Genomic DNA, 23,378 nt, shown 5'->3' with positions numbered 1-23,378 from the left:
CTCGTGCGACCTTACGGTCGGCGGGGGTTTTTTGTTGCGTGAAACCGGTTCCCCGACCGGAAGTACGGCCCAGACAACCCGAACGAGTGACACCGAGAACCCACGAGGCAGAACCGATGACCAGTGCCACGTCGCGCAGCGACGCGAAGCCCGGGCCGACCGCGCCCGGTGTCCCAGGAGCACGTCCGAAGCCCGCCCCGCCGGCGGGTACGCCGGTGCGCGTCACCGGCGCGCAGTCGCTCGTCCGCTCCCTCGAGGCGGTCGGCGCGGAGGTCGTGTTCGGCATTCCGGGTGGCACCATCCTTCCCGCCTACGACCCGTTGCTCGACTCGACGAAGGTCCGGCACGTCCTCGTCCGCCACGAGCAGGGCGCCGGGCACGCCGCCACCGGTTACGCGCAGGCGACCGGCAAGGTCGGCGTCTGCATGGCCACCTCGGGTCCGGGCGCCACGAACCTCGTCACTCCGCTGGCCGACGCCAACATGGACTCGGTCCCGGTCGTCGCCATCACCGGGCAGCAGTCGCGCAGCCTGATCGGCACCGACGCGTTCCAGGAAGCCGACATCTGCGGCATCACCATGCCGATCACCAAGCACAACTTCCTCGTCACCGACCCGGCGGAGATCCCGCGGGCGATCGCCGAGGCGTTCCACCTGGCCGCGACCGGACGTCCGGGCCCGGTCCTGGTGGACATCCCCAAGGACGTGCTGCAGGAGATGACCTCGTTCTCCTGGCCGCCCGAACTCCGGCTGCCCGGCTACCGCCCGACGCTGCGCCCGCACGGCAAGCAGGTCCGCGAAGCCGCGAAGCTGATCGCGCAGGCCCAGCGGCCGGTGCTGTACGTCGGCGGCGGCGTGATCAAGGCCGAGGCGTCCGAGCAGCTGCTTGCGCTGGCCGAGCTGACGGGCATCCCGGTCGCTACCACGCTGATGGCACGCGGCGCTTTCCCCGACTCGCACCGCCAGCACGTCGGCATGCCGGGCATGCACGGTTCGGTCGCCGCAGTCGCCTCGATGCAGCGTGCCGACCTGCTGGTCGCGCTCGGCGCCCGGTTCGACGACCGCGTCACCGGTCAGCTGTCGTCGTTCGCGCCGGACGCGAAGATCGTCCACGCGGACATCGACCCGGCCGAGATCTCCAAGAACCGCAAGGCGGACGTGCCGATCGTCGGCGACTGCAAGGAGATCATCGGCGAGCTGATCGACGCGGTGAAGACCGAGTTCGAGCGCGAACGTCCCGACCTGAGCGACTGGTGGACGCAGGTCGACTCGTGGCGCGACGACTACCCGTCGGGCTACGAATGGCCCGACGACGGTTCGCTGTCGCCGCAGTACGTCATCGAGCGGATCGGCGAGCTGGTCGGCCCGGACGCGGTGTACGCCGCGGGCGTCGGGCAGCACCAGATGTGGGCCGCGCAGTTCGTGAAGTACGAGAAGCCGCGCACCTGGATCAACTCCGGCGGCCTCGGCACCATGGGCTTCGCCGTCCCGGCCGCGATGGGCGCGCAGTTCGGCCTGCCGGACACGCCCGTCTGGGCGATCGACGGCGACGGCTGCTTCCAGATGACCAACCAGGAACTCGCCACGTGCGCCATCGAGGGCGCGCCGATCAAGGTCGCCGTGATCAACAACGGCAACCTCGGCATGGTCCGCCAGTGGCAGAACCTGTTCTACTCCGAGCGGTACTCCAACACCGACCTCGGCACGCACAAGCACCGCATCCCGGACTTCACGCTGCTGGCCGAGGCTCTCGGCTGCGCCGGCCTGCGCTGCGAGGCCAAGGAGGACGTCGACGCGACGATCCGGCGCGCGATGGAGATCAACGACCGCCCCGTCGTGATCGATTTCGTCGTGGGGAAGGATGCCCAGGTGTGGCCGATGGTCGCCGCGGGCACCGGGAACGACGAGATCATGGCCGTGCGCGGCATCCGGCCGCTGTTCGACGACGACGAGGTTTCGCAGGAAGCCGCCGAGGCCGCGGCCGCGGAGGGAGAGCAAGCATGACTGTCCACACGCTGAGCGTGCTGGTCGAGAACAAGCCCGGTGTGCTCGCCCGGGTCTCCGGACTGTTCTCCCGCCGCGGCTTCAACATCGAGTCCCTTGCTGTCGGGCCCACGGAGAACCCCGAGGTGTCCCGGATGACGATCGTGGTCGCCGTTGAGGAGCTACCGCTCGAACAGGTGACCAAACAGCTCAACAAGCTGGTGAACGTGATCAAGATCGTCGAGCTGGAAGCAGGCAGCGCGGTGCAGCGCGAACTGCTCCTCGTCAAGGTCAGGGCCGACGCCACCGTGCGCAGCCAGGTCCTCGAGACCGTCCAGCTCTTCCGCGCCAAGGTGGTGGACGTCTCGCCCGAGGCGCTCACCGTCGAGGCGACCGGGACGTCGGACAAGATCGGCGCGCTGCTGCGGATGCTGGAGCCGTACGGCATCCGCGAACTCGTCCAGTCCGGCATGGTCGCGGTGGGCCGCGGGGCCCGCTCGATCACCGCCACTTCTCCCCGCTGAACCAAAGATTTCGTGTAAGTACGGAAGGAAGTAGTACCCCCCATGGCAGTGGAAATCTTCTACGACGACGACGCCGACCTGTCGATCATCCAGGGTCGCAAGGTCGCCGTGATCGGCTACGGCAGCCAGGGCCACGCGCACTCGCTCAGCCTGCGCGACTCGGGCGTCGACGTCCGGATCGGCCTGCAGGAGGGGTCCAAGTCCCGGGCGAAGGCCGAGGAGCAGGGCCTGCGCGTGCTGTCGGTCGCCGAGGCGGCCGCCGAGGCCGACGTGATCATGATCCTCGCGCCGGACACGAAGCAGCGCTTCATCTACGACGAGCACATCGCGCCGAACCTCAAGGACGGCGACGCGCTCTTCTTCGGCCACGGCTTCAACATCCGGTACGACCTGATCAAGCCGCCGGCCAACGTCGACGTCGCCATGGTCGCTCCGAAGGGCCCGGGCCACCTGGTCCGCCGCCAGTTCGTGGACGGCAAGGGCGTGCCCTGCCTGATCGCGGTCGAGCAGGACGCTTCGGGCAACGCCCAGGCGCTCGCGCTGTCCTACGCCGCGGCGATCGGCGGCGCGCGGGCCGGCGTCATCAAGACGACCTTCACCGAGGAGACCGAGACCGACCTGTTCGGCGAGCAGGCCGTGCTGTGCGGCGGCGCGTCCGCGCTGGTGCAGACCGGTTTCGAGGTGCTCACCGAGGCCGGCTACGCCCCGGAGATCGCCTACTTCGAGGTGCTGCACGAGCTGAAGCTGATCGTCGACCTCATGTACGAGGGCGGCATCGCGCGCCAGCGCTACTCCATCTCCGACACCGCCGAGTACGGCGACCTCACCCGCGGCCCGCGCGTCATCTCGCCAGCCGTCAAGGAGGAGATGAAGAAGATCCTGGGCGAGATCCAGGACGGCACCTTCGCCCGCGAGTGGGTCGCCGAGGACGAGGCCGGACGGCCGAAGTTCACGAAGCTCGAGGAAGAGGGCAACCAGCACCCGATCGAGAAGACCGGCAAGAAGCTGCGCGACCTGATGTCGTGGGTGGACCGGCCGATCACCGAGACCGCCTGACCCGGTATCTCAGGAAGAGGCCCTGTCGTCCGTTCGCCGGACGGCGGGGCCTCTTTTCCGTTCCAAGGCGGTGCCGCCGAACGGCGGATACGCTGTGCCGATGAGCCGCCCGACCGACGACAAGGCGCACATCAGGCACGAACTCGACCTGACCGGCGCGACCTGGATCCGCGCCGAACCGGCGGGCGTGACCCTGGAGCATTGCGCGGAGTACGCGTTCGTCCCGCATTCGGACGGGGTGACCTACGTGGCCATCCGGCAGCCGACGGACCCGGACGGGGCGGTGCTGGTTTTTACGCCTTCGGAATGGGACGCGTTCACGCGCGGGGTCCGGGATGGCGAGTTCGAGTTGCCGGGGGAGTCGTAGGCCTTCGCTTGCGTGGCTTCGTGCTGGGAGGAGCGGGATGGGCTGGATGCCTGGCCTGTGGACGGTAGTTGCCCCGTAGAGGCGAATGTGACGTTTGCGGCGTGACTGTCTAGGCCGGAGGTCAGTGTCGAGTGCCCGCGCCTCCGGCGTTCCCTGCCAGTGGGTTAGACCGGGTCGTCCGGGATCAGACGGCTCCGAGGGTCGCGATGAGTTCGATGACCTGGTAGGCCGTCGGAAAGTCCGGCGCCTGGTAGCGCAGGGTGCGGCCGTCGGCGAGTTCCATTCCCGGCACCAGCAGCGCGTGTTCGGTCATCCGGGGCCGATGTACCTGGACTTCCAGCTGGACCAGGCCGTCGAAGCGCAGCGGCCGGACGTCCTCGCGACCGGCCAGCGCCTCGGGTACCGCCTGCTCGATACGGTCGCATGCCTCGTCAGGATGCAGCATCGCCGCTGCGAGAGCACCCAGCGCGCGTTTGACCACTACTGAGCGGATGCCCGGCGCAACCTCGGCCGCCTCGGTCGCGACAGTGTCATCGCCGCTTACCAGCACGGGCGGTGCGCCGAAGTGCGCCGCGAGCGCGGTGTTCAGACCGAGTTCGCCCAATGAACGGCCATTGCAACGCACGTCCGCGACGGTCCCGCCGGAGATGGTGTGCGACATGACCGAACGGGGCGTGCCGGCCTTGCCGTGATAGCCGATGAACAGCACAGCGTCCGTCTCTTCGGCCAATCCCGCCATCATCCCGCCGGGTTTGGGCGTGCCGCGGAGCAACTCGACTCGTCGGTCCAGCAATTCGGGCAGGAGGTTCCGGAAGCTCGCGTGCGCCTCGGTGACCTGTACCTGTGCGGCCGCGTCGAAGGCGTAAATCCCTCGGACTGCGGCATTGGCCTCCGCGGTGAGCAGCTTGCGGTTGCGCTCGTATTCGCTGTGCCCGGGAATGACCTCTTCGCCGTGGACCACCCCGGCGATTCCCTCCATGTCGACCGAGACGAGCACCCGCATCCCCATCACACCTTCCTCGGCGTCGCGCGGCTAGAGATGCCACCTTATCGAGCGATCCGGTGCGATCACCTTGTCTCGCTGGGATGAGTTCTCGGGCCGGCTAATCCCCAGCTGACCAGGGATTAGCCGATTCGCGGCGAATCTGTCTTCGTCGGACCATCGCGTGTCCCGGCGATTCGCCACCAGGAGGCCAGAGCGGCCGCTGCCGGTCTGCTCGGGCCGGCCGTCAGGACGGCAGGAAGATCGCGGCCGCCGCGTCCGCGAGTGCGTCGGGGCTCGGCGAATCCGACTCGGTTTGCGCCAGGTGCTGTAGCCCGAGAATGGCCGCGTAAGCGACTCGCGCCCGGTTCGCCGCCTGGTCCGGCGGGAGGCCAAGCTCGCGGTAAGTGTTGGTCAGAAGGTTCAGCCTAGCTTGATTGACGCGGCTGACCGCTTCCTTGACCCGAGGGTCGTTCCGGTCGCCGAGCAAGCTCAGGTGCACCGACGGCGCTAACGGCTGGACGGAGCGCACGACGGCGGTGAGCAGCTCGCGCAGTCGTTGCCCCGGATCGGCGATCGCGGCGTACTCGGCGAGTCCCGCTTCGCCGTGGTTTCGCCACCAATCGGCGAGAGCCGCGGTGATCAGCTCGTCCCGGTTGCGGAAGTGCGCGTAAAAGCTGCCCTTGGTCACGCCGAGCGTCCGCGCGAGCGGTTCGACTCCGACCGCGGCCAGCCCGCCGTCCGCGATCGCCTTCAGCGCGGCCCGTGTCCAGTCCTGGGCGGACAGCCGGGGCGAATCGTTCACCATGCGCGGAGGATACGCCACCGTATTGACGGCTTGCCTCGCGCTGGATACGGTGGCGTATCAATACGCACCCGTATCCATACGCTGCCGTACTGGGGAGTGATCGAAATGGCACATCCGAAGGTTCGCCGAGTAGTCACCGGACATGACTCCGACGGCAAGTCCCGTGTGGTCGACGACTGTGTCGTCGAGCCGATCACTTCCGACCTGATGCCCGGCTGCGCGGTCTACCGGCTTTGGGGGCGGGACGAACGGCCGATGTTCCCGGACGACGGTTCGCCACGTCGCGGCGAGGCGTACTACCCGTCGCGAGACGGTTCGCGGTTCATGATCAACACGATCGCGCCCGGCGAGCTGACACCGTCGCCGGATGTCGACCTGACTACCGCCTGGGAAAAGCTGGAGCGCCAAGCACCGGGCGCAGCCGCCGTGATGGAGCCTGACGCGCCAGGCATGCACACCACCGACAGCCTCGATTACGTCCTCGTCGTCTCGGGCGAGGTCACGTTGGAACTGGACGACGGAGACCAGGCGGTCCTGCGTGCAGGCGATGTCCTCATCCAGAACGGCACGCGGCACGCCTGGCGAAACCACGGTGCCGAACCGTGCACGATCGTCGGCGTCGCTGTCGGCGCGGATCGGGCGTAGACCAGGTTTCGCCGCTGAGTGGCGACGGCTCTTTTGCGGATCTTTGCCCGCCGGGTTTGACATTGACATTGTGACAAGGTCTTCACTGGTCGGCGGAGGTGATCCCGATGAACTCGACACAAATGAAATCCCAGCTCACGCGACTGATCGAGGCGTTGGGTGCCGGGGACTCGTCGACGCGGCTGCGGGTCGCGCTGAGGATCGGAACGCACCCGGACGGCCCTGGTCTCGTCGAGGCGCTCGTCGCACGGTGCGCGATCGAGCCGGACTTTTTCGTGCGCGACATGCTCACCTGGGCGTTGACCCGGTTCCCGGCAGAGGACACGGTGCCGCGGCTTCTCGAGGAACTGCGGTCCGCGGTCGCGCAGGCCAGGAGCCAATCGCTGCACACGTTGTCGAAAATCGGTGACCGGAACGTGTGGCCAGCGATCACCCGATCGTTGCTGCGCGACGCCGACGACGAGGTCGCGAGAAGCGCCTGGCGGGCGGCTGTCGTCCTCGTGCCCGACGAGGACAAGGCCGGACTGGCCGCAGAACTGGCGACACAGCTCGGCCGCGGCGACCGGGCACTGCAGCTCAGCCTCAGCCGGGCGTTGGTCGCGCTCGGCACCGTGATCGAGCCGGCATTGGAGGCCACACTGATGAGTGCTGACCCGGCCGTTCGGGCACACGCCGTCGCCACTGAGCGGCTGCTTCGTGACCCGGACACCGGTTTCGACCAGGCCGTGGACGAGGCGAAACGGATCGTCGCGCTGGGTCCGGAGCGGGCTCAGGAAACCGCGTGCTGATCGGCGAGGTCGCCCGCCGCTCGGGGGTGAGTACCCGGATGCTCCGGCACTACGACGCCCTCGGGCTGGTGCGGCCGACCGGCCGCACCGTGGGCGGCTATCGCGAATACTCCGCCGACGACATCCGCCGGATCTTCCACGTGGAGAGTCTCCGGTCGCTCGGGATGTCGCTGCGGCAGATCGGCCGAGCGCTGGAGGATCCCGCTTTCGTGCCGGCGGAGCTGGTCGGCGATCTCATCCGGCGGACTGAAGACCGGCTGAAGCGGGAGCAGGAACTGCTCGACCGGCTCCGTGCGGTCGATGCGTCGGCACCCTCCGGGTGGGAGGGTGCCTTGCGCATCGTCGAGCTGCTGCGCGGGCTCAATTCGCCTGGTGCTGCTCGCCGGCAGCAGACCGTTTTGTCTCCCACCGACGACGTGCCGGTCCCCGCTGAGGTCCTGGCCAGAGCAGTCCTCGCCGAATCCGATCCGAACGTCGCCGGTGCCTTGCGATGGGCTCTTGCCCGGACTGAGGGCGACATAGTGGCGAATGTGGCGTCCGGTCTTCGCTCGGAAAACGCCGAAATCCGCCGACGCGCGATCCTGGCGCTCATCGAGTTGCCCGGCGACGACTCGACGGCGGTGTTGATGGACGCGCTCGCCGCCTCGGACGTTGTGGTCCGTCGGCATGCGGCGCTCGCCTTGGGGGCACGCGGTGCCGAGGAAGCTGTGCCGACGCTTGTCGAAATGGTCGTCGAGGGGCGAAATGACGTCGAGGCGGCTGAAGTTTTGGGCGCGCTGGCGGATGAGGGTGTGGATGGGATTGTCGGCGCGTTGGCTGATGCGGTGGCGGCGCATCCCGCGGATTCCGCGGTGCGGATCCGGTTGACGCAGGCGCTCGCGGAGATGCCGGGGACTCTTGCGCTGGAGGCGTTGCGGTTGCTGGCGGGGGACAGGGACCCGGCTGTGGCGTTGGTGGCTTCGGCGCTTGCGAAGGTTGTTGGAGAGCGTGGGGGCACTGGTGGGGTCGCTGGAAGCAACTAGGGCTTGCGCGGCTGGCTTGGGGAGATTCGGGGATTGGCGCTGGTCAGAGGTATTTGCCATTTAATGGCGAAAGCTGTGATCGGGCGCGTTGTTGTTCAGCGGCGACTGGGGCGTGGCCGGTTGGGCGGCGGCTTACGGGATGAATTGCCGTTGCTTGGCGAAAGCTGTCGGGTTGTCTGCGGCCAGCCAACGGGGGCGGGCATTCGCCGTTCAGCGACGAGAGTTGCGGGGGATTCGGCTGAGCAGCGAAAGCTGCGATGGCGGGTGTTTGCCGTTTAGAGGCGAGGGCTGGGCTGAGTTCTTGCTGCGCATTCGCCGGGAGCCGGTGGTGGATGTTGCCGCTGAATGGCGACGGTGGTTTCAACGGTCGGTTGGTTGCTGCCCGGCGAGGTGAAGCCGAGTTGCCGTTAAGGGGCGAGGTTGTGGTGAACCGTCGCTGTGCGGTGACGGTGTCCACCATCGGTGAGGATGTCGCCATTTAGTGGCGACGGTGGTCCAGTCCCGGCCGAGGCGTTGCCGTTCGGCGGCGACACTGTGGTGGAGTTGCCGTCATTCGGCGACGCGGGCGATGAGTTCTGGCAGGCGGCCGGTGGCCGCGGCCAGGGCGAGGTGGTCGCCGTAGTCGCGGGATTCGATGATCTGGCCGTCGCGGATGCGCATGGCGAAGATGTTGTTCACCTGGAACGCCGTCCCGGAACTGGTTTCGCCTACGTAGGTCGACTCGCCGATGATGACTTCTGGGTCGGTGCTCAGATGGAGCACTAAGTCGGTCACTTCGATTTGGAGGGCCAGCGCGGCACCGGCGGCGAAGTGCGCGCGCAGGTCATCTCGGGTGCGGAGGATGGGGGCACCGGGCAGAAACGGGTGTCGGATATCGGTTTTTGCCGCATAGAGGTCGGGGAGTTCGGACCAGCGTCCGTCGGCGACGCCGAAGACGACTCGCTGGAATACGCCTTCGCGGCTGTTCGCGGGGAAGAGCTCAGCCGGGCGTGGTGCGACGGGGCGAGGTTCGTAAGCGGGCGCTTGGGCGTACGCCTCGGCTAGGCCGGTGGTCGCGTTCTGGATGGCGGCCAGGCGTAGGTAGTCGTGGTAGTCGCGGGTGTGGGCGAGGAGTCCGTCGCGGGCGCGGAGGACTTGGATGTTGGCCGTTTCGGTCGTCTGGCCGGTTTTCCTCGACTCGGCTGTGTACTGGTATTCGGCGACGATGACCTCGGGGTCGGCGGTTTCGTGGATGGTTACGTCGTGGCGTTTCAGACGGAGGGTCTGGCCAAGGCCGCTGATGAAACGGTCGTGCAGTGCGGCGCGGCCTTCTAGCCGTCCGGGCCTGGGTACTGCGGTGGGGTGCTCTACGACGGTGTCTTCGGCGTAGAGCTGGGCGAGGTCGGCGAAGCGGCCGTCGGTGATTCCGGTGGAGAGCTGGTCGAACAGGTCGCGTGGGGTGCGCATGAAGGCCTCCGCAGGCGTTGAGTTAACCGGAGTCTGTAGTCCGATAAGATACGGACTACAGACTCCGATTGTCTAGCGGGGAGAGTTGCCGATTAGTGGCGACGGAGGCGGTGCAGTAGTTCTTGCGCGGCGGGGCTGTCGCAGGCTTCTGCCCAGCCTTCGGGGGTGCTGTTCCAGAGAGCGTCGCGGGCGGTGAGGTCGGCGCCGGCATTCACGAGGATCTCGATGACGTCCAGTCGGTTGCTCTGGGCCGCCAGGTGCAGCGCCGTGACGCCGACGCCGTGGCGTGGGCCGCCGAAGGTGGCGACGTGGTTGACATTCGCGCCGAGCGACAGCAGGGTCTCTGTTGCCGCTGAGTGGCCATACTTCGCTGCCCAGGTGAGAGCGGTGCCGCGGTAGACGTCGGCGTCCAGGTTTGCGCCGCGCGACGTCAGGGTGCGCAGTGCGGCTACTTGGTTGTTGCGGGCGGCCCAGGACAGTGATTCGTCGAGGATCTCTGTGGGGTCGTTTGTTGGTTGCCAGAAGGGAAAACCGCTGTGGGGGCGATAGAACTCACGGTGCGCTCCGGCTGCTGGGGAAAGAGTCCCCTGTGGACTGACGAGTTCATCCAGTAGTGCTTCATCGCCGAGACCGGCTGCGACGCGCAGGTTGTGAGGGGACCGTTCGTGCGTTGCCAGTTTTTCGGCAACGGCGCGATTTCCCCAAAATAGGGCCACAACGAGCGGGGTTCCGCCGTCGCCGCGGCCTGAGACGGCCAAGGGCGCGCCGGCGTTGATCAAGAGGTCGGCGATCAGCGGTAAATTGCTGTAGGCGGCTTGATGGAGGGCAGTCCATCCATGCGCGTTGGCTCGCGCGGGGTCGGCACCGTGGGCGAGAAGGATGCGGACGAGGCGTTCGTCGTGGGTCGCGGACGCCATGCCGAGGAGATCGTTCCCGTTGGTGCCTCGGGCGTGGGCCAGGTGCGGGGCTTCGGTGAGCAGCGTTGACAGGCCGTCCAGGTCTCGGGCTTCTACCAGCTGATAGGCCCGGGCGAACGGTTCGCCGTTTTTCGGCAAATCCTCGACATGGGCCTTCAACGCCCGCCAGGTTGGAAAGCCGTGCTCCTGGGCGATGACGGTTAGTGCGCCGGCGCGAGTCAGCGGTTGGTCGTGGCGGTCGAAGGCGGCGCGGGCGGCCGGAGTGTCGTCTTCGGCTGAGGCGAGGAGGCCGACGGCGCGGCCTCGGTAGTACTCGACGTCCTGGTGGTAGGCGTGCTGGACGTCCGGGCCGTGCTCGGCGATTCGGCGGACGTACGTCTGAAGCTGCGGCCAGCTGGGGAATCCGTAGCGGCGAGCGAGCCGGAACTGCGCTTCCGACAGCGCGATCGAGTCGGCGCGGGCGAGTTCCTTCGCCTGTTTGCGGAGTTGGCCGAGGTCGGGTTTGGCGGGCAAGGCCGTCATCAGGGAGTCCTTCCTTCCCTTGCGCGCCCCGTGGTCCGCCGGCACCGGGCAGGGAAGAAGGAAAGCTCGGCAACTCGTGGTACGGGGGTGGGCTCGGCCCTTTCCGCGGACAGGACGCGGCCCCTGCCGCGCGAGAAACACTGTAACTCAAAGGGTCAATGCCCGCCGGTGATGACGCTGACCGCGATGCCGAGCGTGGCCGTGTTGTACATGAACGACAGCACGCTGTGCGCGAGCACCAGGGAGCGGATCGACGTCGTCCGCGTTTCGACGTCCGAGACCGCGAAGCTTGTTCCGATGGTGAAGGCGAAATAGGTGAAATCGGCGAGCGTGGGACGCTCGGTTTCGGGGAAGCGGAAGTGCTGCGTCGGGAGGCTGTCGTAGTAGGTCTGTGCGTAGCGTTCCGCGTAGCCGAAGTGCAGGATCGCCCAGGCCAGGAGGACTGCCGGGACGCCGACGACCTTCGCGTCGGTCGGGTCGATGCCGGTCGTTTCCGGCAGCACGATCGACAGTCCGCCGGTGACGCCGACGAGACTGGTCAACAGCGTGAACAACAGTCCGAGCCGACGGCCGAGAACGCCTTTAAGCCACCGGGCGTCGGTGTGGTCGATTTTCCGGCTACGGGACACTCGCGCGATGCGGATGCCGAGATAGATCAGCGCGAGCAGATCCCAGAGGAGAAGGGCGAGGACGTTGTCGTCGTTGACTAGGGTGACGATCCCCAGCGCCAGCAGGATGAATTCGACCATCCGGGACGCGGCGAGGGCGAGTTTCGTGAACACCGGCGGCTCCGGGGGCGAACGCGGGCGAGGCGTCTGGCGAAGATAACAGCGGGTTTGTGGTCGCTGGGCGGCGAAACGGCCCTGGCGAGGTCGCCTGTTCAGGGGAAGTTCCGTGTCCGCCGGGGATGTCTCCGGTAAAGATGGAGGTGTCGGTACGTCGGAGGTGGGCGGTTTCGCCGCTCACTGGCGAATCGGTGGTGAGCTGGGTTTCCAGCGGTTGTCGGGATGGTGTCGGCAATCGCGGGTCGGCCAGTGGCCGAATTTTGGCGAGACCCCGGCGGGCAGGCCGGGGCGGGGGTGGGGCTTTCACGAAACCTCTCGAAAGCCCCACCGGGAATCAGGACACGAGCGAGGCGAGGTGACGCCAGCCGTCGAGCGGAATCTCCGGTCCGGCACCGAGGACTTGGACGCAGACGTGGTCTGCGCCGGCTTCGAGGTGTGCGCGGATTCGGTCGGTGACGTCCTGCTCGCTGCGGTAGGCCACGATCGCGTCGACGAGGCGGTCGCTGCCGCCGTCGGCCAGATCTTCTTCGGTGTAGCCGAGGCGGCGCAGATTCGCTCGTTGGTGTGCGGCCAGCCGCACGTATCCGGCGACGTGTTCGCGGGCGATTTGCCGTGCCCGCACAGGATCCGGGTCGAGGACGACGGCTTGTTCGGCGGCTAGGTAGGCGTCGGGTCCCATCGCTTCCCGGGCGGACGCCGTGTGCTCCGGAGGGACGAAATACGTGTGGGCGCCGTCGGCCTGGGCGGCCGCTAGTTTCAACATCTTTGGTCCGAGGGCGGCTAACAGCCGACGCGGTCGCGTACTGGAAGCGCCATCAGCGGGGAAGTCCAGGTCTGCCGCATCCATGGCGGCGAGGTAGTCCTGCATCGCACGGCCTCCGCCGCCGGGCCGATGTCCGCCGAGTCCGAGCGTGAACCGGCCCGGATACGCCTCGGCCAGCGTGCGTCCAGCAGCTTCCGCGGCCGCTGCCGTTCGTTCAGAAAAGCGCGCGATCCCGGTTGCCACAGTCAACTTCGTCGTCGCCTCGAGCAGCAACGCCGCCTGGGCGAACGCCTCCCGCCCGCGGTACTCGCCGAACCACAGCGCGGCGAAACCCAGCGACTCGATCTCGCCCGCAGCCGTGCGTACCTCGCCGATTTCCTTGCCGTCAAAGGCGAACGTCCAGATTCCCACTGTCATCGCGTCCCGCCTTCCCCGGTGGTGGTCAGCATTGCGAACACATCCACAACAGACTCCAAGAAGTTCCTGGCCGCGGAAGCGCGGCGTCGGTCCCGGCGCAGCCCGGCTGGTCGTCCACTGAGGACGCACCCCAGAACCGGAGGCTGCCTCCGGTTACTATACGGAGGAAGCCTCCGATTTGTCACGGGTTAAGCTCGGACCCGAGATGACCGACGCCAAGCCGATGCGCGCGGACGCCCGCCGCAACTACGAACGCCTGCTCACCGAAGCGAGGCGCGTCTTCGCCGAACGCGGCGTCGATGCCTCGCTCGAGGACGTCGCGCGCAGCGCCGGCGTCGGGATCGGCACCCTCTACCGCCACTTCCCGACCAGGGGAGACCTGGTCGAGACGCTGCTGCGGGACCGGTTCGACACCCAGGCGGAGAAGGCGCGCGAACTGCTTCTCGCCGAAGATCCGCTCGAGGCCCTGTACGCCTGGCTTATCGGCTTCGGCGAAACCTCCGCCGTTTACCGTGGGCTTACCGAAATGCTGGCCGACGCCTTCGACGATCCCGAATCGCGGCTGCACGCCTCCTGCGACGCGATGCGCGACGCCGCGTCCCAACTAGTGGACAGGGCGCAGGCGGCCGGCGTTTTCCGCGCCGACGTGACCGTCCAGGAGCTGCTTTTGTTGCTGCACGGTGCTTCCTGGGCCGGATCCCACCTGCCGGGCGAAGGCGGTACAGAGCGCCTGATGGCGCTTGTCTTCACCGGATTACGAACAAGTGAACAGCGGGGGCAGCGGGCTGTCAGCGCACCGCGTTAAACTCCCGCGAGTCCGGGCACAACGACGTGCGCCGCGAGAGAGCGTCCTCGATTTCGTGACCAGATAGTGGGAGCCGCATCGTGACCAAGCCCAGCAAACCCGTAGTCCTCATCGCGGAGAAGCTCGCGCCCTCCGTGCTGAGTGTGTTCGGTGAAGAGGTAGAGGTCCGGCACGTGGACGGCACCGACCGTCCCGCTCTGCTCGAGGCGGTGAAGAGCGCCGACGCGCTCTTGGTCCGATCCGCCACCAAGGTCGACGCCGAGGTGCTCGGGGCGACCACTCAGCTGAAGGTCGTCGCCCGCGCGGGCGTCGGCCTGGACAACGTCGAGGTCCCGGCCGCCACCGAGCGCGGCGTGCTCGTGGTGAACGCGCCGACGTCGAACATCGTCTCCGCCGCCGAGCACGCGGTCGCGCTGCTGCTCGCGGTCGCCCGCCGCGTTCCCGCCGCCGACCAGAGCCTGCGCGGCGGCGAGTGGAAGCGCAGCTCGTTCTCCGGCGTCGAGATCAACGGCAAGACGGTCGGCGTCGTCGGGCTCGGCAAGATCGGCCAGCTGTTCGCGCAGCGGCTCGCCGCCTTCGGGGCCAAGCTCATCGCGTACGACCCCTACGTATCGGCCGCGCGCGCCGGCCAGCTGGGCATCGAGCTGGTCACCCTCGACGAGCTGCTGGAGCGCGCCGACGCGATCTCCATCCACCTGCCGAAGACGCCGGAGACCAAGGGTCTCATCGACGCCGAAGCGCTCAAGAAGACCAAGCCCGGCGTGATCATCGTCAACGCCGCCCGCGGCGGTCTGATCGTCGAGGAAGCGCTGGCCGACTCGGTGCGCAGCGGCCACGTCGGCGGCGCGGGCATCGACGTGTTCGTCACCGAGCCGACCACCGAGAGCCCGCTGTTCAACCTGCCGAACGTCGTCGTCACGCCGCACCTCGGCGCGTCCACCGCCGAGGCGCAGGACCGCGCGGGCACGGACGTCGCGCGTTCGGTGCTGCTTGCGCTGCGCGGCGACTTCGTGCCGGACGCGGTGAACGTGTCCGGCGGCGGCGCGGTCGGCGAGCACGTGCGGCCGTACCTGTCGCTCACCCAGAAGCTCGGCCAGGTGCTGACCGCGCTGAACCCGAAGGCCCCGACGTCGCTGACCGTCGAGGTCAAGGGCGAGATCTCCAGCGAAGACACTGCGGTGCTGAAGCTGGCGGCGCTGCGCGGGTTGTTCGCGGGCGTGGTCGAGGACCAGGTCACCTTCGTGAACGCGCCGCGGCTAGCCGAGGAGCTCGGCGTGCAGGCGGAGCTGGTTACCGAGTCGGAGAGCCCGAAGTTCCGCAGCCTGGTCACCCTTCGCGCGGTGCACGGCGACGGCGCGACGCTCACCGTGTCCGGTTCGGTCACCGGCAAGGACGAGGTCGAGAAGATCGTCGAGGTCAAGGGCAGGCACTTCGACCTCCGCGCCGAGGGCGACGTCCTGGTCATCGAGTACCCGGACCGTCCTGGTGTCATGGGCCGCGTCGGCACGCTGCTCGGCGAGGCCGGCATCAACATCGAGGCCGCGCAGATCAGCCAGAGCACCGACGGTTCCGACTCGATCATGCTGCTGCGCGTCGACCGGCACGTGGACGCGAATGTGCTCGAGCCGATCGGTGCCACCGTAGGTGCGCACACCATCCGCGCCGTCGACTTCAGCTAGTCCAGATTCCGCGCAGGCGGCCCCTTTCCCGGACTTCGGGAGAGGGGCCGTTTCGTCGTTCACCCGGACCGGCAACATTCGGGTAACGGAGCTTTTTCCGCACGAAAGTAGGGGTTTCGGACAGCTAGGTTCTTGCCGCGAGGCTGAACCACGCGCCGTGAGAGCACGGTGCGGCGCCGGTGCTCACCGTCGGGGGTACGAGTGGGGAGCGCGGGCAGGTTCGTGATCCGGGCCTCGAGAAGGGGTTACTCACATGAGCAGAACCCGGTTGCCCGGGTGGGCTGCCCGCTCGGTGGTCGTGGGTTCCGCGGTGGTGCTGGCGGCGGCCGTCGCCGTGCCCGCGGCGTCCGCGCAGAGCGCGCCGCTGGCCGAGCCGGTCGCTCCGGCGAAGGTCGACGCCAGCAAGGTCCAGGGCAAGCTTTCGCCCCGGCTGAGCGCGGCGCAGGGGCAGATCACCGCGTTCGTCGAGCTGGCCAAGAAACCCGCGGTGGACGCGTTCAAGGAGGAACAGGGCAAGGGCAAGGAGAAGGCCAAGCAGGCGGCGAAGGCGGCTAAGGCCGACGTCGCCGCGGCGGTCAGCTCCGTCGTGGGGCAGCTGCGGTCCGCGGATGCGGGCACGAAGCTGGTCACGCAGACGGCCAACGCGGTGCCCGGCGCGGTCGTCACCGCCGACGCGGCCAAGATCCGCGAGCTCGCGCAGCGGCCGGACGTCGTCTCGGTGCGCACTGTCGTGCCGAAGAACCGCACCAACGCCAGCGCCGAACAGCTCACCAATACGCTTGTCAGCTGGCAGAAAACCGGCAAGTTCGGCGACAACATCCGCGTCGGCGTGATCGACGACGGCATCGACTACACCCACGCCGACTTCGGCGGCCCCGGCACGCCTGAGGCGTACAAGGCGGTCGACCGGGCGAAGCCGTCGCCGTTGTTCCCGAGCGCCAAGGTGGTCGGCGGCACCGACCTCGTCGGCGACGATTACGACTCGGCGGGCAAGACTGGATCGCCGACGCCGGTGCCGGACCCCAACCCGATCGCGTGCGGCGAGCACGGCACGCACGTCGCGGGCACGATCGGCGGCTTCGGCGTCAACGCCGACGGCAGCACGTTCACCGGCGATTACAAGAAGCTGAACAAGAAGACGCTCGACGCCATGCGGATCGGGCCGGGCACCGCGCCGAAGGCGTTGCTGTACGCGATCAAGGTGTTCGGCTGCAAGGGTTCCACGAACGTCACGTCGCAGGCGCTGGACTGGGCGCTCGACCCGGACGGCGACGGCGACTTCACCGATCACCTCGACGTCGTGAACCTGTCGCTGGGCAGCGACTTCGGCGCGCCGGACGACCCGGACTCGCTGTTCGTGCGCAAGCTCGCGCAGAACAACGTGCTGCCGGTGATCTCGGCGGGCAACGGCGGCGACATCAACGACATCGCCGGTTCGCCGGGCAACACCCCGGAAGCGCTCACCGTGGCCAGCAGCCGCGACGCGGGCGAACTGCGGGACGCGATCGAGGTCAAGACGCCGACCGCCGGACAGCAGCCGGGCCAGTACAGCCAGGAATACACCGGCTACGACACCCTCGACCTCACCGCGCCGGTGGTGCCGATTTCGGCGAGCAACAACGCCGGCTGTGCCGCCTATTCGGCTGAGGACAAGGCAAAGGTCGCGGGCAAGATCGCGTGGCTGGAGTGGGACGACAACGACGCCACCCGGCCGTGCGGTTCCGCCGCGCGGGCCAACAACGCGCAGGCCGCGGGTGCCAAGGGCGTGCTGCTTTCGTCCACTGTGGAGCACTTCGGTGCGGGTATCGCGGGCAACGCGGCGGTTCCGATGTTCCAGCTCACCGGCAAGGCCACCCAGGCCGCGCGGACGGGCTTGACCGCGGGCACGCTCACTGTTCGGCTCTACGGTGCCGGACGGACGACGCTGCAGACCTACGACCAGTCCATCGTGGACACTCCCAGCTCGTTCACCTCGCGCGGCGGACGTGGTCCGTCGGTGAAGCCGGACGTCGCAGCTCCTGGCGACACGATCACGTCGGCGTTCCGCGGCAGCGGTAACGAGCGTCTGGTCATCTCGGGCACGTCGATGGCCGCGCCGCACACGTCGGGCATCACGGCGCTGGTCCGCCAGGCGCATCCGGACTGGAGCGTCGAAGAGGTCAAGGCCGACGTCGTGGGCACTGCGGTGCACGACATCACTGACGGAGCCGGCCACACCTACGGCCCGCAGCGCGTCGGTGCCGGCCGGATCGACGCGAAAGCCGCGCTGGACAACCAGGTTCTCGCGTACGTGCAGGATGACCCGGGCGCAGTGAGCGTCACGTTCGGCACTGTCGAGGCGGCCGGTCCGGTGACCTTGAGCAAGACGATCAAGGTGGTCAACAAGGGCGTCAAGGCGGCTGAGTACTCGGTGGGCTACGAGGCGGTCAACAACCTGCCCGGTGTCGAGTACACAGTGGACAAGAGCTCGGTGAAGCTGAACCCGCGCGGGGTCGCGACGGTGAAGGTGACGCTGAAGATCACCGACCCGAAGGCGCTGCGCAAGGTTCTCGACCCGACCATGGCGGCTTCGCAGGCCGGGCTCGCCCGCCAGTTCGTGGCCGACGCTTCGGGCCGGGTCGCGTTCACCCCGAAGAACGGCGCGACCGTTCCTCTGCGGGTGGCCGTGTACTCGTCGCCGAAGCCGGTTTCGGCGATCACCACCCCGGGCGGCGTGCGCTTCGGCGCGAACGCCGACCAGGCCGTGCTGAACCTCGGCGGCAAGGGCATCGACCAGGGCAGCGGCTCCCAGCGGTACCGCTCGCTGATCAGCGTGCTCGAACTGCAGGCCGAATCGCCGCAGCTGCCGGAATGCGACTCGCACGTCACGTCCGACTGCACCCTCAACCGCACCGCGAAGGGCGGCGACCTGCGCTACATCGGCGCGGCGTCGACGGCCCCGCTCGCCAAGGCGCAGGGCGAGCCGGAGAACGCGACGCTGGCGTTCGGGATCACGACCTGGAGCGATTTCGCGAACCTCGGCAGCAACACGGTGCCGTTCGTGGACATCGACACCAACGGCGACGGCAAGCCGGACTTCGAAACCTTCGTGACGAAGGCGAAGGGGTCGGACGTGCTGCTCGTCAACACGGTCTCGCTGACCAAGCCGGGCAACCCGTCGGTGGACCTGCAGGCGATCAACGGGCAGCTCGGAGACGTCGACACCAACGTGTTCGACTCGAACGTGATGGTGCTGCCGGTCAGCATCGCCGCGCTCGGCATCGACCCGAAGGAGGCGTCGCACCGGATCAGCTACACGGTCGGCACCAGCGGGTACTACGTCGCGCCGGGTACCACGAACGGGTTGATCGACCAGGTCAGCACTCCGCTGTCGTTCGACGCGCTCGCGCCGGCGTACTCGGTCCAGGGCGGCGGCGACGCGGCGCTGGGCTACGTCGCCAAGCCGGGAACGGCTCTGGTGGTCAACCGCGACAAGGCCGCCGTCGCCGGGGACAAGGCGAAGGGCCTGCTGGCGATCGAGCACCACAACGCGACCGGGCAGCGCGCCTCGGTCGTGCGGATCGAATCGGAGCTCCCGCGCGGCTGACCTGGTTCACCCTTTAAGGGGAACCTGAGGTGAGTCGCGGAAGCGGCCGCATCGCGAGACGCGGGGGCTTGCCCAGGCTGTCCGGCCTGGGCAAGCCCCCGTTTCCGTTCGCCCGAACGGGTGTCTCACCCTGTGGGAGGATGCGGCATAAGGGTGGTGCGGCTACGGCACCTTGTCTACGGCCGGTAACCTTCCGCTGCTGGCGTTTTTGTGCGAATGGGCCATCGGTGCGCCCGGTGGCCTGGGCTACGGAGGTGTGTGGATGCGGCTCGCGGTGATCCCAGGGGACGGGATCGGGCCCGAGGTGGTCTCCGAGGCGCTCAAGGTGCTCGGTGAGGTAGCACCGGCGGCGGAGATCACGAACTACGACCTCGGCGCCTCGCGGTGGCACGCCACCGGGGAGTTGCTCCCGGAGTCGGTGCTGGGCGAATTGCGCCAGCACGACGCGATCCTGCTCGGCGCGGTCGGCGACCCGACGGTGCCCAGCGGAATCCTCGAACGCGGCCTGCTGCTGCGGCTGCGGTTCGAGCTGGACCACCACGTGAACCTGCGCCCGGCGCGGCTGTACCCCGGAGTGCGCGGCCCGCTGGCCGACGCCGGGGACGTCGACATGATCGTGGTGCGCGAAGGCACTGAAGGCCCGTACGCGGGCAACGGCGGCCTGCTGCGCAAGGACACCGAGCACGAGATCGCCACCGAGGTCAGCGTCAACACGGCCTTCGGCGTGCGGCGCGTGGTCGCGGACGCGTTCAACCGCGCCGAGGAGCGTCCGCGCAAGCACCTCACGCTCGTCCACAAGACCAACGTGCTGGAGCACGCGGGTTCGTTGTGGTCGCGGATCGTCGAAGAGGTTTCGCTGGAGCACCCGGACGTCACCGTGGCGTACTCGCACGTGGACGCCGCCACGATCCACATGGTCACCGACCCGTCGCGGTTCGACGTGATCGTCACCGACAATCTCTTCGGCGACATCATCACCGACCTCGCGGCAGCGGTGACCGGCGGCATCGGCCTCGCGGCCAGCGGGAACCTCGACATCACGCGCCGGAACCCGAGCATGTTCGAGCCGGTGCACGGCAGCGCGCCGGACATCGCGGGCCAGGGTCTTGCCGACCCGACCGCCGCGGTGCTGTCGGTGTCGCTCCTGCTGGACCACCTGGGCCACAAGGAAGCGGCGCGGCGCATCGAGGCTTCGGTGGCCTTCGATCTCGCTACGCGCGACCAGTCGTCGCCCGGCGCGACCCAGGCGATCGGCGACCGCCTCGCGGCGCTGGTCTCGTCGAACGCCCCCCGTCAGGCCGGCTGACCGCCTGAGCATTTTCGGACCCCCGCCGCGGAAGCCGGTCGAAATCCGGCGCTGACCCGCAACGGTAGGCCTTCGGCTCCTTTTTCTGGAGCCGAAGGCGAGCCCGATACCGGCGGAGGTTCCTCGAACCTCGTCCCCTCCCGTCGTGGTCTGCGGGAGACGACACTCCCGCCGCCGGCGGCTGCCGTCTTTTGCGGGCCCAATGTTTCGATTGGGTCGTCGCCGGTGGTGTCTTCGTCTACGCCTTCGTCTGAAGGGCGTTCTGCTTGTCCTGGTCCTGTGTATGGCGGGGCTGGGGGTTCGCCGGTTTTCGGCGACGGCGGTTCTGGTGGGGTTTCGCCGCCTGCTGCCGGTGGGGATTCGTCGGCGGTTTTCGGGGGCGGCTCTCTTTCGCCGTTGAGTGGCGAGAGTGTTTCGGTGCCGTCTGGCGGTGGTCCGCTGGCGGGTGGTTCCAGCGGTTCGGGTTCCTCGCCTTGTGGTGGCGAGGACGCTTTTGGCCGTTCGCCATCTCACGGTGACGGTGTTCCGGACGTTTTGCCTTTGAACGGCGACGGTGCGTCGGCCCATTCGAGCTCGCGTGGTGGCGATGCCGCGGATCATGCGCTGTCTAGTGGTGATGGTTGGTCGGCCAGTTCGGGTTCGCGGGCTGCTCGTGCCTCGAGTGTTTCGCCGTCTCGTGGCGACGGTGCGTCGGATGATTCGAATCCAGGCGGTGGTGGCACAGATGGATCGCCGTCCGGCGGCGACGGTGCCTTGGACGGTTCAGGTCCGTGCGGTGACGGTGCTTCAGATCTTCCGTCGCTGAACGGCGAAGGTGGTTCAAGCGCTTCGCCATCCAGCGGCAATGGCGGTGCACCCGACCTGAGCCGAGCTGACGGTGCGGCGGCAGGGGAGGATTCGCCATTTCGCGGCAACGCAGTGCACCGTCGCGGTGGGCTGCCGATCGACGAGCCACAACCTGACGACTCGGTTAGCCGCGAACTGACCGACTCCGGTGCTCGCGTCGTTTCGCCGCCGGATGACCAATCCGCGCGTGAAAGCACCGTTTCGCCGCGGGTCGGCAAATCCAAGCGCCAGCGGGTCAAATCCGAAAGCCAGCGGGTCGCGTCGCCGTTCAGTGGCGAATCCCAGGTCAGCGCCGTTGCCGTTCAGCGACGACGGCCGTTGACCCCGGTGCTCCTCGGGCTCGGCGTGGCGTTGCTCGGGTCGATTGTCATCGCTGTCGGGATCGGGACGGTAGCGGTGCCGGTCACTCACACGTGGGCCTTTCTCCGCGCGGGGTTGTTCGGCGGGACGATCAGTCCGGACGAAGTCGGGCAGTACCGGATCATCTGGGACCTCCGGCTTCCTCGCGTTCTGCTCGCGGTGGTCGTCGGCGCTGGGCTGTCGACGGTCGGCGTCGCGATTCAAGCCATGGTGCGCAACGCGCTCGCCGAGCCGTATGTGCTGGGGATTTCCTCTGGCGCATCGGTCGGGGCGACAGCGGTGACGTTGTTCGGCGTTTTCGCGTCGCTCGGGATCTATGCGTTGTCGGTCGGGGCGTTCGTGGCTGCGCTCGCCGCGACTTTGATCGTCTATCTCGTCGCCCGTACGCGGCAAGGGCTTACGCCGTTGCGTCTGGTTCTCACCGGAACGACGTTGTCCTACGGGTTTTTCGCAATCACCACGGTGATCGTCTTCCAAGCGCCGAACGGAGAGGCCGCTCGGTCGGCGCTGTTCTGGCTTCTCGGCAGTCTCGCCGGCGCGAATTGGGGCACGTTGCCGATCGCCGCGATCGTGGTGGTGGGTGGGGTCTTGTTGCTGATGGCACTGGCCGGCCGGCTCAACGCACTCGCGATGGGCGACGAAGCGGCGACGACTCTCGGCGTCGACGTCGGGAAGCTGCGGATCCTCCTGTTCATCGTTTGTGCAGCCATGACCGGGGTTTTGGTCGCGGTGAGCGGAGCGATCGGATTCGTCGGCCTGATCCTTCCGCACCTGGTACGGCTGGTCGTCGGTGCTGATCATCGTCGGGTGCTTGCGGTCGCGCCGCTTGCTGGTGCGGTCTTCCTGGTGTGGGTGGACGTCGCGGCGCGGGTGCTCGCCGCGCCCGAAGAGTTGCCGATCGGGGTGCTCACCGCGGCGGTCGGGGTGCCGGCCTTCCTGCTCTTGATGCGCCGGCGCGCATACGTGTTCGGAGGTGCGTGAATGGACCTCTCGCTCAACGGCGTCAGCGTGACCGCGGCCGGCCGCAAGCTGGTCGACGACGTGACCCTCGAAGCTCGGCAAGGCCAATTCGTCGGACTGCTCGGCCCGAACGGCAGCGGCAAGTCGACGACTTTGCGCGCCGTCTACCAAGTGCTCAAGCCATCGGCCGGAGCAGTCCTCGTCGATGGTCAGCCGGTGGACGGCATGGCACCGCGAAAGCGGGCACGCGCGATCGCTGCGGTCGCGCAGGAATCGCATGCGGAGTTCGACTTCACCGTCGCTGAGGTGGTGGCGATGGGGCGAATGCCGCATCACGGCCTGCTCGACCGCATGAGCGCAGCCGACCATCAGCTGTGCGCAGCCGCGCTGGATCAAGTCGGCTTGGCGCACCTGGCCGACCGGGGCGTACTCACGTTGTCCGGCGGCGAACGGCAACGCGTGCTGATCGCGCGCGCACTCGCGCAGCAGCCACGGCTCCTGGTGCTCGACGAGCCGACCAACCATCTCGACATCCGGCACCAGCTCGAAGTCCTAGCGCTCGCTCGTGCCAGCGGGCCGACGGTGCTGGCAGCGCTCCACGACTTGAACCTGGCCGCAGCTATGTGCGACATGGTGCACGTGCTCGACCACGGACGCCTCGTCGCGAGCGGAACCCCGGCTGAGGTGCTCACGCCTGCTTTGCTCGCGGACGTGTTCGGGGTGCGCGGCCATGTCGTGCCGCATCCCGCTACGGGGCGTCCGCAGTTGTTGTTCGACCGGCTCGGGTCCCAGGAGGACAGTCATGCGTAGGA

19 protein-coding genes and 1 riboswitch are annotated in these 23,378 nt (G+C 68.0%); of the genes, 13 read left to right on the top strand and 6 right to left on the bottom strand.

Features of this window, described 5'->3' with window-relative positions; all coding sequences use genetic code 11:
* Nucleotides 1–116 precede the first annotated feature (116 nt).
* From ACZ7OI_RS27450 to ACZ7OI_RS27435, 4 genes are all read left to right on the top strand, one after another.
* A complete protein-coding gene (locus tag ACZ7OI_RS27450; RefSeq protein ID WP_470267028.1) occupies nt 117–2,003 on the top strand; it encodes an acetolactate synthase large subunit in 1,887 nt (628 codons plus the stop codon).
* Entirely contained in the window at nt 2,000–2,506 is a 507-nt protein-coding gene (gene ilvN / locus ACZ7OI_RS27445) for an acetolactate synthase small subunit (protein WP_184780531.1), read from the top strand. The genes ACZ7OI_RS27450 and ilvN overlap by 4 nt, the downstream gene beginning before the upstream one ends.
* A 42-nt stretch (nt 2,507–2,548) precedes the next feature.
* Entirely contained in the window at nt 2,549–3,562 is a 1,014-nt protein-coding gene (ilvC, locus tag ACZ7OI_RS27440) for a ketol-acid reductoisomerase (RefSeq protein ID WP_378310188.1), read from the top strand.
* A 100-nt stretch (nt 3,563–3,662) separates the two neighbouring features.
* Entirely contained in the window at nt 3,663–3,929 is a 267-nt protein-coding gene (locus ACZ7OI_RS27435; protein ID WP_009074021.1) for a DUF397 domain-containing protein, read from the top strand.
* A 184-nt stretch (nt 3,930–4,113) separates the two neighbouring features.
* Here the strand turns inward: ACZ7OI_RS27435 and ACZ7OI_RS27430 are convergent, their stop codons facing one another.
* Together ACZ7OI_RS27430 and ACZ7OI_RS27425 are read right to left on the bottom strand one after the other, a co-directional pair.
* Nucleotides 4,114–4,938 carry a M55 family metallopeptidase gene (locus tag ACZ7OI_RS27430; protein WP_470267027.1) on the bottom strand — a complete coding sequence of 275 codons (825 nt, stop codon included), beginning with the start codon at nt 4,936–4,938 and terminating at the stop codon, nt 4,114–4,116.
* Between the two features lie 220 nt (nt 4,939–5,158).
* Complete coding sequence (locus tag ACZ7OI_RS27425) at nt 5,159–5,719, bottom strand: TetR/AcrR family transcriptional regulator (protein WP_470267026.1); 561 nt, start codon at nt 5,717–5,719, stop codon at nt 5,159–5,161.
* A 105-nt stretch (nt 5,720–5,824) separates the two neighbouring features.
* Here ACZ7OI_RS27425 and ACZ7OI_RS27420 point away from each other — a divergent pair, with 105 nt between their 5' ends.
* The 3 genes from ACZ7OI_RS27420 (at nt 5,825) to ACZ7OI_RS27410 (ending at nt 8,174) form a co-directional block, all read left to right on the top strand.
* Nucleotides 5,825–6,364, top strand: coding sequence for a cupin domain-containing protein (locus ACZ7OI_RS27420; protein ID WP_470267025.1), 540 nt, complete (start codon nt 5,825–5,827; stop codon nt 6,362–6,364).
* A 107-nt stretch (nt 6,365–6,471) separates the two neighbouring features.
* Nucleotides 6,472–7,152 carry a HEAT repeat domain-containing protein gene (locus ACZ7OI_RS27415; protein WP_470267024.1) on the top strand — a complete coding sequence of 227 codons (681 nt, stop codon included), beginning with the start codon at nt 6,472–6,474 and terminating at the stop codon, nt 7,150–7,152.
* On the top strand, nt 7,146–8,174 hold the full coding sequence (locus ACZ7OI_RS27410; protein WP_470267023.1) for a MerR family transcriptional regulator: 1,029 nt from the start codon (nt 7,146–7,148) through the stop codon (nt 8,172–8,174). The genes ACZ7OI_RS27415 and ACZ7OI_RS27410 overlap by 7 nt, the downstream gene beginning before the upstream one ends.
* Before the next feature lie 549 nt (nt 8,175–8,723).
* On the opposite strand, the gene ACZ7OI_RS27405 is transcribed toward ACZ7OI_RS27410, so the two are convergent.
* From ACZ7OI_RS27405 to ACZ7OI_RS27390, 4 genes are all read right to left on the bottom strand, one after another.
* Entirely contained in the window at nt 8,724–9,620 is an 897-nt protein-coding gene (locus ACZ7OI_RS27405; protein ID WP_470267022.1) for a nuclear transport factor 2 family protein, read from the bottom strand.
* A 92-nt stretch (nt 9,621–9,712) separates the two neighbouring features.
* A complete protein-coding gene (locus tag ACZ7OI_RS27400; RefSeq protein ID WP_470267021.1) occupies nt 9,713–11,059 on the bottom strand; it encodes an ankyrin repeat domain-containing protein in 1,347 nt (448 codons plus the stop codon).
* 155 nt (nt 11,060–11,214) lie between these two features.
* On the bottom strand, nt 11,215–11,841 hold the full coding sequence (locus ACZ7OI_RS27395) for a DUF1345 domain-containing protein (protein WP_470267020.1): 627 nt from the start codon (nt 11,839–11,841) through the stop codon (nt 11,215–11,217).
* A gap of 337 nt (nt 11,842–12,178) precedes the next feature.
* Nucleotides 12,179–13,024, bottom strand: a complete 846-nt coding sequence (locus tag ACZ7OI_RS27390) for a TIGR03620 family F420-dependent LLM class oxidoreductase (protein ID WP_470267019.1) — start codon at nt 13,022–13,024, stop codon at nt 12,179–12,181.
* Between the two features lie 205 nt (nt 13,025–13,229).
* Here ACZ7OI_RS27390 and ACZ7OI_RS27385 point away from each other — a divergent pair, with 205 nt between their 5' ends.
* The 6 genes from ACZ7OI_RS27385 to ACZ7OI_RS27360 all read left to right on the top strand — a co-directional run bounded on the left by ACZ7OI_RS27385 (nt 13,230) and on the right by ACZ7OI_RS27360 (nt 23,376).
* On the top strand, nt 13,230–13,829 hold the full coding sequence (locus tag ACZ7OI_RS27385; protein ID WP_470267018.1) for a TetR/AcrR family transcriptional regulator: 600 nt from the start codon (nt 13,230–13,232) through the stop codon (nt 13,827–13,829).
* Between the two features lie 80 nt (nt 13,830–13,909).
* Complete coding sequence (serA, locus tag ACZ7OI_RS27380; protein WP_470230659.1) at nt 13,910–15,508, top strand: phosphoglycerate dehydrogenase; 1,599 nt, start codon at nt 13,910–13,912, stop codon at nt 15,506–15,508.
* A gap of 253 nt (nt 15,509–15,761) precedes the next feature.
* Nucleotides 15,762–19,094, top strand: a complete 3,333-nt coding sequence (locus ACZ7OI_RS27375; protein WP_470267017.1) for a S8 family peptidase — start codon at nt 15,762–15,764, stop codon at nt 19,092–19,094.
* Between the two features lie 262 nt (nt 19,095–19,356).
* A complete protein-coding gene (locus ACZ7OI_RS27370; RefSeq protein WP_470267016.1) occupies nt 19,357–20,400 on the top strand; it encodes a 3-isopropylmalate dehydrogenase in 1,044 nt (347 codons plus the stop codon).
* A riboswitch (cobalamin riboswitch) is annotated at nt 20,368–20,532 on the top strand. (Overlaps the previous gene by 33 nt.)
* 1,032 nt (nt 20,533–21,564) lie before the next feature.
* Nucleotides 21,565–22,587, top strand: coding sequence for a FecCD family ABC transporter permease (locus ACZ7OI_RS27365; RefSeq protein ID WP_470267163.1), 1,023 nt, complete (start codon nt 21,565–21,567; stop codon nt 22,585–22,587).
* Nucleotides 22,588–23,376, top strand: a complete 789-nt coding sequence (locus ACZ7OI_RS27360; RefSeq protein WP_470267015.1) for an ABC transporter ATP-binding protein — start codon at nt 22,588–22,590, stop codon at nt 23,374–23,376.
* The last annotated feature ends 2 nt before the right edge of the window (nt 23,377–23,378 follow it).

It is taken from the genome of Amycolatopsis sp. NPDC114503 (assembly GCF_055633655.1).
This window is presented reverse-complemented; position numbering and strand designations above follow the sequence as displayed.